This window comes from Lysobacterales bacterium (genome assembly GCA_016703225.1).
Lineage (GTDB): Bacteria > Pseudomonadota > Gammaproteobacteria > Xanthomonadales > Ahniellaceae > JADKHK01.
This window is the reverse complement of the sequence record JADJCM010000001.1, coordinates 1232466-1243675: the sequence shown is the minus strand read 5'-3', so window position 1 is coordinate 1243675 and position 11210 is coordinate 1232466. Positions and strand designations below refer to the sequence as shown.

At 65.5% G+C, this 11210-nt stretch carries 10 protein-coding genes; all 10 read right to left on the bottom strand.

Annotated elements, in window-relative coordinates; all coding sequences use genetic code 11:
• The 10 genes from IPG63_05355 to IPG63_05310 all read right to left on the bottom strand — a co-directional run bounded on the left by IPG63_05355 (position 1) and on the right by IPG63_05310 (position 10635).
• Positions 1-975 carry a GDP-mannose 4,6-dehydratase gene (locus IPG63_05355; GenBank protein ID MBK6726678.1) on the bottom strand — a complete coding sequence of 325 codons (975 nt, stop codon included), beginning with the start codon at positions 973-975 and terminating at the stop codon, positions 1-3.
• Positions 975-2090, bottom strand: a complete 1116-nt coding sequence (locus tag IPG63_05350; GenBank protein ID MBK6726677.1) for a glycosyltransferase family 4 protein — start codon at positions 2088-2090, stop codon at positions 975-977. The genes IPG63_05355 and IPG63_05350 overlap by 1 nt, the downstream gene beginning before the upstream one ends.
• A gap of 4 nt (positions 2091-2094) precedes the next feature.
• The gene (locus tag IPG63_05345; protein ID MBK6726676.1) at positions 2095-3480 is read right to left on the bottom strand and encodes a hypothetical protein; all 1386 of its coding nucleotides are present in this window, start codon (positions 3478-3480) and stop codon (positions 2095-2097) included.
• Entirely contained in the window at positions 3468-4742 is a 1275-nt protein-coding gene (locus IPG63_05340) for a glycosyltransferase family 4 protein (GenBank protein MBK6726675.1), read from the bottom strand. The genes IPG63_05345 and IPG63_05340 overlap by 13 nt, the downstream gene beginning before the upstream one ends.
• The gene (locus IPG63_05335; GenBank protein MBK6726674.1) at positions 4729-6402 is read right to left on the bottom strand and encodes a hypothetical protein; all 1674 of its coding nucleotides are present in this window, start codon (positions 6400-6402) and stop codon (positions 4729-4731) included. Before IPG63_05335 ends, IPG63_05340 begins: the two co-directional genes overlap by 14 nt.
• Positions 6399-6722 (bottom strand): hypothetical protein, encoded by a 324-nt coding sequence (locus IPG63_05330; protein MBK6726673.1) that lies wholly within the window; start codon positions 6720-6722, stop codon positions 6399-6401. Before IPG63_05330 ends, IPG63_05335 begins: the two co-directional genes overlap by 4 nt.
• Before the next feature lie 100 nt (positions 6723-6822).
• A complete protein-coding gene (locus IPG63_05325; protein ID MBK6726672.1) occupies positions 6823-8832 on the bottom strand; it encodes an acyltransferase in 2010 nt (669 codons plus the stop codon).
• Positions 8829-9695 (bottom strand): glycosyltransferase family 2 protein, encoded by an 867-nt coding sequence (locus IPG63_05320; protein ID MBK6726671.1) that lies wholly within the window; start codon positions 9693-9695, stop codon positions 8829-8831. The genes IPG63_05325 and IPG63_05320 overlap by 4 nt, the downstream gene beginning before the upstream one ends.
• Positions 9695-9838 carry a hypothetical protein gene (locus IPG63_05315; GenBank protein ID MBK6726670.1) on the bottom strand — a complete coding sequence of 48 codons (144 nt, stop codon included), beginning with the start codon at positions 9836-9838 and terminating at the stop codon, positions 9695-9697. Before IPG63_05315 ends, IPG63_05320 begins: the two co-directional genes overlap by 1 nt.
• On the bottom strand, positions 9835-10635 hold the full coding sequence (locus IPG63_05310; protein ID MBK6726669.1) for a class I SAM-dependent methyltransferase: 801 nt from the start codon (positions 10633-10635) through the stop codon (positions 9835-9837). Before IPG63_05310 ends, IPG63_05315 begins: the two co-directional genes overlap by 4 nt.
• Positions 10636-11210: the final 575 nt, after the last annotated feature.

The window sequence follows — 11210 nt, the reverse complement described above, 5'->3', positions numbered from 1 at the left end:
TCAGCCGGTCGTCATCGGCCAGGGCTGCCCGCGCTCGGCGGCGATCATGCGCGTGATCACGTCTTCGAGCGAACTCTGCGCGCGCCAGCCGAGTTCGCGCAGTGCCTTGCCGGGGCGGCCGACACTGTGCGCGATGTCGCTCGGACGGCGCAGGCTGTCGTCGTAGTCGACGTGTTCGCGCCAGTCGAGCGCGACCGCGCGGAATGCGATCGCGACGAAGTCGCGCAGCGAATGCGACTGCCCGGTCGCGATCACGTAGTCCTCGGCACGCGGTTGTTGCAGCATGCGCCACATTGCGTCGACGTATTCCGGCGCCCAGCCCCAGTCGCGTTCGATGTCGAGGTTGCCGAGCTGCAGGCGTTCGCCGCTGCCGTCGGCGATGCGCACCGCTGCGGCGATCACCTTGCGCGTGACGAAACGCGCCGGACGCAGCGGCGACTCGTGGTTGAACAGGATCCCGGTGCAGGCATACAGCCCGTAGGCCTCGCGATAGTTCGCGACCATCCAGTGCGCACTCGCCTTCGCGACTGCATACGGGCTGCGCGGGCGGAACGCCGTCTGCTCGTCGGCGGCAGCGCCGACATCACCGAAACACTCACTAGAGCCGGCGTGATACAGGCGCGTGTTCGCCTTCAGGAAGCGGATCGCCTCGAGCACGTTCAGGGTGCCGACCGCGATGCTCTCCAGAGTCTCGGCCGGCTGCTCGAATGAGAGTCCGACCGAACTTTGCCCGGCCAGCAGGTAGACCTCGTCGGGCATCACCTTGCCGAGCACCTGGGCGACACTGCGGAAGTCGGTGGTGACTGCCGAATGCACCTGCACGCGCTCGCGTGCGCCGACGCGGTCGAGGTTGCCGAAGCCGTTCATCTGCGCGTCGCGCGAACTGCCATGCACGGCATAACCCTTGTCGAGCAGCAGGCGTGCGAGCAGTGCGCCGTCCTGGCCGGAGACACCAAAAATCAGCGCGGTCCTGATCATCCTTGCCTCCTCTCGCGTGGCGTCGCTGCCGCCGAACGGTACACCGCGCTCATCTCGTGCGCGAATCGTTCGCTGCTGAACGCGGCCGCACGCTGCAACCCCGAGGCACTCGCGGCCGCGGCGCGGGCGGGTTCGCGCAGCAGCAGCTCGATGTGCGTGACGAAGCCGTCGATGTCGTCCGGCGCCACGCACGGCACCACATCGCCGGCCACCTCGGGCAGAGAGCCCGCATTGCTGCACACCACCGGCAGGCCGAAGGCCATCGCCTCCAGTACCGGCCAGCCATACCCTTCGTACAGCGATGGAAACACCAGCACCGCCGCGCGCCGATACCAGTCAGCAAGCAGCGCATCGTCGGCATCGCCGAGCCAACGTACGCGCTCGTGTATGCCCAAGGCCCCGGCCAGCGCATGCAGCTCGGCAGTGGCGGGCGGGCCGATCATCACCAGCTGGCGTGCGATCGTTGGTTCCAGGCGCGCGAAGATGCGCAGCACTTGCGCTCGATTCTTGTAGAAGCCGTTGTGGCCAACGTGCAACATGATGCCCGCTTCCCGCTGGATCTTGCTGCTTCGGCCGAGTTCACCGGACAGGCCACGGGGCAAAGGCGAAGCGACGACATGGCAGGTGTGCGCGGCTACACCAAAGCTGTCTCGGGTATCGCTCTCAGTCGAGTGGCTCACACAGATCAACGCAGCCGCTTTGCGCATCGCGTTTGCATTGCGACGCCACAACCAGCGCGCACCGGTTCCGGTGGCGGGCGCAGCCGCAAAGCGACCCTGCGCCTGCAGCCAGGGAATGATGTCGTGCACCGTCACCACGACCGGCGCGCGGCGAAGTCCGGCGGCGACATAGGCGCGACTGCCATCGAGCACATGCCAGACATCGGGCGCCCTGCCGCCGCGAAGCCGTGCCTTGATCGGCAGCATCAGCAATTCCAGTCGTTGCGCGACCGGGCCCGATGCGGTCTTCGGCGCGAGCTCAAGCAATTGCACATCGATATCCCGCGCGTGCAGGTCCAGCGCCCGCTGCAGGGTTTCGGCGTAGGCGCGCATGCTGCCGGGTAAGGCCATGCACGCGGTGCTGATCAATACGACCCGCAATGGCTCAGGCATCGTCTCAGTACCCGCGCCCCGACAGCCGCCGCGCGGCAGCAACGACGGCCCGTTGATGCTCAAGCGTGCGTGAGTCGCCGCCTTGAAGTTCGGGTCGAGCCAGCGACAGTGTGAGTCCGGCCAGCACCCCCAGAAATGACGCGATGAAAGGATCCGCTAGGATCTGTCCAGACACCACCAGACTGCCAATGTTGGCGACGAAACAGGCGAACATCCCGGCACCGTAGTGTGCTCCGAGGTTGCGCGACCGCAGGTTCTGCTGCACAACGCCAAACAAGGCCAAGCCGAGCGCGATCATTACGCTGCCCAGGCCAAGTGCGCCTGGCACACCGAGTTCGACCAGGACCCGACTGGTCCCGCTCTCCTGCCAAACTCGCGGACGATCGACCTTGACGTGGTGGGATCCCGGCGTGGCAGTACCGAGGCCTTCGCCGAAGAATCCCGATTGCCGGTAGGTATCGGCAAGGGAAGCGAAACCGTGCGTCTCCAGGCTGTCCAGCGTCTGGTAGCTGGTTTCCGAGTAGTAGCGCAGCTGGTTGCTCTCTTCGTCGAGCAGGTCGCCTGCCAGGTAAACGCTCGCGGCCGGCAGAGCGAACAGCAACAGTAGCGACCACGCTTTGGTCGCGCGACCGGCCTGCCAGTAGATCCAGATCGCCGCCAGCAGGAACACCGGCACCAGGAAGACCATCTTCCGTCGTCCGCACAGGATCAGCGCCACCGCCGCCCAGGCCGCGAGCATCAGCCAGCCCCAACGGCGCGTGCCATGGCCGGTCTGCGCCAACACCAGTGAGAGCATGCATACCGTGGCCGCATGCCAGCCCAGCACGTCGCCGCTTCGATAGAAGCCCGACACGATGTTGACCGTGTAGCCCGCGTGCATGCGAACCCAGTTGAAACCGAGAGCATCGTCGCCGAGCACCGCCCAGTGCGGCAGCGCACCCGAATACTCCAGCATCGCCCCGCTGATCGCGATGCCGTGCACGACGCAATACCACGCCAGCAGGCGGCGAAGGTCGTTGACATGCCGCAGCTGGTGGAATGCCGCTACCAAGGCCAGAAAGATCACCGAATAGGAGAAGGCGCCGATCAGGGTGAGCATCCACGAGCCCGCGCTATAGGTCGCGGAAATCAGCGCCGCGGGCACGCACAGCACCGCCAGGATCCGCAGTTGGCGGGAGATGGCACGATATTGGTCGCGAAACGCCGACCACCAGCGCCGAGTTCGAAGCAACGACATCACGATCAAGGCAGCGAAGACCGGGGTCGTGGCCAGCGTCATCCATCCGGGCGTCTCCGGGGTCAGCTTGCGGATCGGATCCTGGACTGCAGCGAGCACGATCATCAGCGCGATGCCGCTGCGCCAGCGACCCGCCGTCATCAGCGTGAACAAGGCGACCATCGCGACAAGCAGCATCGGCATGTGGCGTCCACCGTCTTCGGCGCCACCGCGTGCAGGGCAGCGAGCACGCCGTCGACGACGAGCTCGAAGGAGAAGCTTGCGAATACGAGCGCCCGTGCGTTCATGCCCATGGTCAGGAGTTGGTTGCGGTCCGCAGCGTGGACCTGCATCCGCGCAGCCAGTGCATGGACGTCGCGGCAGGGATACACGTCGCCTGTCACACCCGGCTGCACCAGATCCGCGGCGCACCCCACCTGGTCGCTGACGATCACCGGCAACCCGCTTGCCATCGCCTCGTTAACCACCAGCCCCCAGGTTTCTCCCGAATCGGAAGGCAGGACCAGACAGTCGCCTGCCGCGTACGCTGCGGCCATTTGCGATTGATTCAGGAATCCGGCGAAGCGTACCGGAAGTCCATGGCCGGCCGTCTCCAGCGTAGCGCGCAGCGGACCGTCACCCACCATCAGGAGCTGGACGTCGGCGCCCTGCGCACGCGCGACGCGCAAGGCCGCAATCGCATCGAGTGGATGCTTCTTGTCGACGAACTTGCCGGAGAACAGGAAAGTGGTGCGTTGCGGCTCCAGCCCGAAATGCGTGCACAGGGCCGCGCGTCCGGGTGCCGCACGTTGGGCGTCGGCACTGGCCGCGAAGCGTGCATTGTCGATGCAGTAGGGGGTCGGAAAGATCCGCGACGGCGGCACGCCGGCGGCAAGATAGTAGTCGCGATTGCGCGTGCCGATCGCGAGGCATGCGCTGTATCGCGCGATCAAGGCCCGATGCAGCCAGCGCTTCCACCATGCTCGCGGACGCAAGCCGTTGGCCTCACCGCGCACCAGGCAGGGCACGCCGTGGCGCCGGCAGGCGTACAGGGCCTGCAACGCGGTCTTGCTGCCCCAGCCGTTGACGATTACTGCGTCGAAGCGCCCGGCCCGGATTTCGTCGACGATTTCCGGCGTGTCGCAGCCGGAAAACGTCGTCAGTGACGGCCGACGCGACTGGTTCTGCAGTACTCGAGAGCGGTAGCCGGCGAGCAGGTCCAGGTCCCACGCAAAGGCGACACCGAACTCGCGTCCCTGCTCGCGCGCATCCGGCAGCATTGCGAAGTAGACCTGCAGGTCGATGTCGTCGCGCGCAGCCAGACGCTGCAGCCACGGCACTTGGTACTGGATGGGATGGGTTGTGGCGACGGCAATCCTGAGCCGATGCCTGGTCGCTGCTGTCGCTGCGCGCTGCGCCGAATCAATGCCAGGCATGGGGATCTCCGTCGGTCGCGTTGCTGCGCTCCGGCCCAAGGTCGGGCTGGACTGCTGGATCGTGTTCGGGCGGAGGCGGCGACTCAAGAGGGAAGTCGACCTCGTGAGGAACCAGTTGCGACACCCCAGAAGCAGCCTGATCCGGGAACAGGTCCAACTGCGGTGAGGGCTCTGCATCCGCGCTTGGAGCGACGAAATCCTGGTCGTCGCGGCGCCGGGCTGGGCGGGCTTTGCGCGACTCGTGTGCGCTACTGCTCTCGGTTGCCGAGTACACCAGCCACGGTCGCGTGGGAGTCCGCGTCGCAACCCCGCCCTGTGGCGCCAACGCAGGGCGCGCAAAGGCGAGCACCATGCCGATCTGGATGCCCAGGAACGCTGAGATGAACGGGTCGGCTAGAATCTGGCCGGACACGGTCAAGCTGCCGATGTTGGCTGCGAAAAACGCCAGCAGTCCGGCGGCATACAACCCGCCTCGAGTGTTCTGGCGCAGCTGCCGATTGGTCGCCCGCCACATCGCCGATGCGATTGAAATCAGAAGGGCGACGAACGCCGTAGCGCCCGGTACTCCCAACTCGACCAGCACACGGCTGGGCCCACTTTCCTGCCAGATGCGAGGGCGAGCAGCCGGAATCTGGTGGGAGCCAGGCGCAGCGGTGCCCAGCCCGGCGCCGAGGAACCCCGTCTGTTCGAAGGTCTCTAGCAGTGAATTGAAGCCCTGGTTGCGAACGGTCCCGAGCGTGAGATGCCCGGTCTCCGTGTAATAGCGCATCTGCGGGGACTCGTCGCCCATCCAGTCGCGTACCAGCCACACGCTGGCCATCGGGAGCAACAGGAGCCCTGCGAGCGACCACGCGCGCGCGGCGCGACCGGCCTGCCAGAACACCCAGATCAAGACGGCCCCGAACAGGGGCATCATGTAGACCATCTTCCGCCGGCCGCAGAGCAGGAGCGCGACCACCGCCCAACCGCTCAGCGCGAGCCAGGACCAACGCCGAGCCCCGGTGCTTGCAAGCGCCAGCACCAGCGAAAGCATCGCAACGGCCGACGCGTGCCAGCCGAGCACGTCGCCACTGCGATAGAAGCCGCAGATGATTTCAACCACGTACCCCCATTCGTGGCGCACCCAATTGAAGCCGAGCGCCTCGTCGCCTAGCAGTGTCCACTGCGGGAACCAGGCAAGGTACTCGAGCACACCGCCGCCGATAGCGATGCCGTGGACCACGCAATAGGCGGATAGCAGGCGATGCACGTCCGCGGGGCCGCGCGGAAAATGGAAGCCCACCACCACGGCCGACAGGATCACGCCGTAGGAAAACACGCCGAAGACAGTGAGCATCCATGAGCCTGGCCCATAAGTCGCCGAGATCAACGCGGCGGGCACCGCCATCAGCGCGAGCAACTTTAGCGATTGCGAGACGCGCGGAAAGGTGCGCCGGAACTCGGAGAACCACCCGCGGATCGAGAAGCGCGAACCGAAGATCAGCGCCGCCAATACCGGCGTGCTCGCCAGCACCAGCCATCCCGGCGTGCCGGGCGTGAGCTTGCGTACCGGATCCTGCAGCGCCGAGATCAGCACGATGGACAGCAGGCCGCTGCGCCAGTTGCCTACCGCGTGGATCGAGAGCAGGGCAATCAGTCCGAGCAGGGCGCCCTGGATCATGTCGCACGCTCGAGGACGGGCGGCTCTCCGTGTCGCTCGGGCACGCGACCGAGCAGGACGTCACGCAGGCGATTGCTGCCCGGTCGCCAGATCATGAAGGGCCGTTCGATCAACAGATCGGGAATGACACAAGCCAGCAGCACCGTTGGCAGGCCGACCAACATCAGAAGCAGCAGGCGCAGGTCCGGATCGGCGGGCCAGCCCGGGATGCTGTCGATGGCCCTCGCGCACGCCGAGATCACGAAGAAGTGGTAGAGGTAGATCGAGTAGCACATCGCGCCGATGCAGTGCAGCGGCCACCAGCCCAGCAGCGCGCGCAACCAGTTTCCGCGCAGGCGCGAGAGCATGAACAAGGGCGTGCGCAGGGGCAGCGCGGCGCGGAACGTGTTTTCACCGCCAACGCGTCGATCGGCAGGTGTCTCATCGCGGACCCGGGTTCGTGTCCAGCGCGAACTGCACGCGGCTGAACTGACGAGAAAGCAACTCGGAGAACGCTGGCCGCAATCGCATGGAGCCCAACTCCGAGAGATGGTGCGCGTCGCTGAACAAGACTTCGCCGCGGTCATAGGCCGGACAATCGCGCTGCGAACACACCAACGGGAATGGATCGATCAGCGTGACCGACTCGACCCGGTCGGTCGCGAGCGACAGCAGCGACCACGCGACGGCCCGGTTTGCATCTGCCTGATCCCTGGAGATGCCGCATGCCATTGGCGGGCGCCGTGCGAGGCAAGTTGGGACCTCGTGGTAGAACTCAGGAACCGGCGCAACGACCAGCGCTCGCAGGCCAAGCGCGCCGATTCGGCTCAGAGTCGCTTCCAGGCCGTCATGCGCCATTGCCAGTGCCCGCGGATTGCTCACGTAGGCCGACCACCGCGCTGCGATGACGACCGTATTCAAACCGGCGGCACGCAACTGCTCTACCTCGGCCAGCACATCCAGGTTGAACTGCTCGCAGCCGCGCACACGCTGCAGCCCGACCAGAGTTGGTGAGTACCCGACCAAGGGCGGGCATTCCGGCATGAAGCGAATGCGCGCGGACGAACCTGCCTGACTCGCGACCGCACCGATGGCCGGCATCAGGTGGGACGCGTGCGAGTCGCCCCAAACCAGGATGCTCGGTGATCGCCCGGTCTGGGGCTGGTCGCAATCTGCCCGCGCCAACAGCGATCCCTCGTACGGGCGGGACTGCCAGCAGGCCAGGCGCACCTTGTGCATCTCCGCGAGCGCCGATTGCATTGCCGCGTTTGCCGGATCGCCGGTCCAGATCAGCTTCGCCCAGGCGCCGAGGAGTCCGGCCAGCACGACGATGAGCAGCGAGCCTGCGGCGCCGACGGCAAACGTCCGCATCGGCGTCGTCATCAGGCGAACCTGTTTCTGGCGGACCGGCTGCTCCACGTAGCGATAACTCAGCCAGGCAAGCAGGAACGCCGTGGCACAGACCGCGGCGATGCCCGCCGATCCGATCTCGCCAAGCGTGTGCAGTCTGGCGATGACCAGCAGCGGCCAGTGCCAAAGATAGAGCGAGTACGAAATCAGCCCGACCCCGACCAGCACCGGGACCGACAACACACGCGTGCACCAGCTCGTCGCTGCGTGCTCGCAGCCGAGCAGCACCGCGGCGGTCGCGAGCACCGGAACCGCCGCTTGATAGCCGGGAAACGGCGTGTCCAGCGAGTAGGTCGTCGCGCTCCAGAGCACGCCGGCCAGGCCGAGCATCGCGAGCGCCCCTGCACCTGGGATCGGCGCCTGGCGCCCGCGAACGAGGAAGAAGACGAGCGCGCCCGCGGCGAACTCCCAGGCGCGCGTCGGTGTGCCGAAAAACGCGAATTGCGGAAAGGTCGGCGTCGTGATGATCGACAGCGTCAACGAAATCGCGAAGGTCACGATCAGCACGCCCAGCACCGCAGGCGCCGGTCCGACACCGCGGCGCACCCCGCAGCGCGCCGTCAGCAACAGCATCAGGGGCCAAGCCAGGTAGAACTGCTCCTCGACCGAGAGCGACCAGGTGTGCAGCAGCGGCTGCGTTTCGGTGGGCGCGTCGAAGTAGCCGCCCGTGGTTCTGGCAAAGTAGAGATTCGACACCAGCGCGATCGTGGCAATGGCCGACTTGGCGAGACCCTGCTGCTCGCCGCCGATCGGTGTCAGGAACGACGCACCGAGCAACAACGAGGCTGCGATGACCAGCAGCAGTGCCGGCGCCAGGCGGCGCACCCGGCGTTCGTAGAAGCCGCGCAGCGAGACGTCGCCGTGAACCTCGAACTCGCGGAACAACAGTGCGGTGATCAGGAAGCCGGAGATCACGAAGAACACGTCGACACCGACATAACCCCCGACGAATCCGGGTGCGCCGGCGTGGTAAGCGACCACCGCCAGCACCGCCACGGCGCGAAGACCGTCAATATGAGCACGATAGCCCGCGTCAGTCATGTGTTCGCGCCCAGTAGTCTCGGTCCCTTGCGGTTCAGCGAAACCGCCCAGACCAAGCCACGAAGCTCGGCAAGAAGCGTGAGCGGGATCCACCAAGGTCGGCGCAGATGGTGGCGAGTGCGAACCGCGCGGATCGGCCGCCACAATATCTGGCGCCACCAGCCAGGGCGACGCGTGCGCAGCAGTTCGTAATACGCACCAACCGAATGGGTCGGTTGCAGCGTGCGCAGATGGTGACCATGCGCGCGGGTGCCCCCGGTGGGAATCTGCAGGTGATGGATGATCGCGCGCGGCTCGTAGCGAATTGGTCCGTGCGCCTGCACATAGCGGTGCGCGAACTCGGCTTCGAAGCGGTAGGCGGCGCCAACGAAGTTCTCGTCGAAGCCGCCGAGCGCGAGGGCACTGTCGCGCCGGATCGAGAAATTTCCCCCCATGAACTCGCGGATCTCTGCGGGCGTATCGCTGTTGAAGCGGAAAGCTTCGCCCGCCTTCAGCGACTCCGCGCGCTGCCCCGGCTGTAGCACCATGCCGGCGACCAGGCTGGCGTCGGCCAACCGGTGCATCGCAACCAGTGCGGCGTCGGGCACGATGTCGTCGTCGAGAAACAGCACTCGGTCTGACTTTGCTTCCAGCAGCCCGACATTCATCGCGTGCGGAATGCTCGGTCGTTCGAGTCGAAGCCAATGAATTCGACCGGATTCGTGGAGGGCCCGCAGGCTCTGCTCTACCGTCTCAGAGTGTTGCGGCGACTGGTCCACTATCAGCAGCTCATCGGCCGGTGGACTCAACGCCAGCAAGTGAAGCGCGCTTTCCAGCAAGGTGGAGCCGCGCTGATAACTCGGAATCACGATCGCCAACTGCATCAGCGGTGGCGCACGTATCTGGCCGGTACACCGGCGACGATCGTCATCGGAGCGACGTCGTTGGTGACGACCGAACCGGCGGCAACCACGGCGACCTCGCCGATGGTCGGCGTGCGAAGTCGATCTTCGAGCAGCCGGATCATGATCCGGCGCCGGGGCGCACGCCCGTGCAAAGCAGCTGGTATCCGAGTCGCCTCCCGGCGAACGGCATTGCTAGCAGCAAGCGGTCGATCCTTTGGAGTACGCGGTACGGCAGAAGGCGCTGCAGATAGCGCACCTTCATATGGCCGGAAATGACAGGGGTTTCGTAGGACTCGACGCTGACGTCCGCGAAGCCGGCTTCGGCCACTGATTGCGCCAGTTCGTCGACGGTATACGCGTAGAAGTGGCCATCACCGTCGGCACTATTTTGGAGATGCTCCCAGCGACTCGGATCTCCGAGCGAAGCGAGGTTTGGAAGAGAGTTCCGCACGTAGTGCCAACTTGGTGTGGTGATCACGATGCGCCCGCCCGGTACCAGGACGTCAAAGAGACGCCGGCATAGCCGTGTTGGGTAGACCAGATGTTCGATGATCTGGTTCGCAAAGACGAGGTCGTACCTGCCCGGGATGGGGTCAGTCAGTACGTCAATGGTCCGGAAGGCGATGTCGCCGTGGGTTTGTCGGCTCTGCGCATAGGACAGGAACTGCGGCCTCAAGTCCACTGCAGTGACGCTGTGTCCACGCTCCGCCAAGAGCAGGGCGAGCGTGCCCTGCGCGCAACCCACATCCAGAATCGACAGCGGCTTGGAGCCGGCGATCGCCAGGTACATGTCCAACTGATTGTGGTACGACGTCCAGATCTGCGGCGCGATCCGTTGGTCCCAAATCTCCTGAACGTCATGGCGATAGAGCGCCTTGACGTCATCGGGCCAGTCCGATCGAAATACGGGTGGTTTCATGGTCTCAAAATTGCCCCGACTAACCAGCAGCGCTGGCCGACATCACGCTTGCAGGCAAGCTGGACATCAAGCAGTCGCCAATGGAACGCTCGCAAGCAGTCCACGCCCAAAGACCAACGCGCTCGCCGGTTCATGAGAGCCAGCGGAGCCCTAGTAGGCGCAGGCGTGCTCCGAGATGCATGGGCCATGCAGCCAACGCCTCACGGAAGTGCTCGGTCGCTGCCGTGGGATCCTCCTTCCGCAAGCAGCATCCGATGAAATAATGGAAGCTGGCGCGCTCGCGAGAGGAGCTTGGCATGTCGCCTCCGACGTGCTTCGGCGGAGGGGCCGGCAGAATGGGTTCTGAGGCCCCGGCTCGCCTTTGTCGCGCGCAATTTACCGCGATGGCGCCGTACTCCCGCTGGCGATCGCCATATCGGCTCGAGATGCTGCCGAGCGCATATCGCGCTTGGTAAAGCACTTCGGCCATGGACAAACACCTCCCTGTCTCGATCATTCGAAGCCAGAGGTCCATGTCCTGGGCAACCACAAAGGCTAGTCGATAGCCACCTATGCGCGAGTACATATCACGTTTG

What these genes read in the sequence shown, in the direction of transcription:
- IPG63_05320 (MBK6726671.1), bottom strand. Translation starts at nt 9,695, where the DNA reads ATGCAGTTGGCGATCGTGATTCCGAGTTATCAGCGCGGCTCCACCTTG.
- IPG63_05340 (MBK6726675.1), bottom strand. Translation starts at nt 4,742, where the DNA reads ATGCCTGGCATTGATTCGGCGCAGCGCGCAGCGACAGCAGCGACCAGG.
- IPG63_05315 (MBK6726670.1), bottom strand. Translation starts at nt 9,838, where the DNA reads ATGATCCGGCTGCTCGAAGATCGACTTCGCACGCCGACCATCGGCGAG.
- IPG63_05325 (MBK6726672.1), bottom strand. Translation starts at nt 8,832, where the DNA reads ATGACTGACGCGGGCTATCGTGCTCATATTGACGGTCTTCGCGCCGTG.
- IPG63_05335 (MBK6726674.1), bottom strand. Translation starts at nt 6,402, where the DNA reads ATGATCCAGGGCGCCCTGCTCGGACTGATTGCCCTGCTCTCGATCCAC.
- IPG63_05310 (MBK6726669.1), bottom strand. Translation starts at nt 10,635, where the DNA reads ATGAAACCACCCGTATTTCGATCGGACTGGCCCGATGACGTCAAGGCG.
- IPG63_05350 (MBK6726677.1), bottom strand. Translation starts at nt 2,090, where the DNA reads ATGCCTGAGCCATTGCGGGTCGTATTGATCAGCACCGCGTGCATGGCC.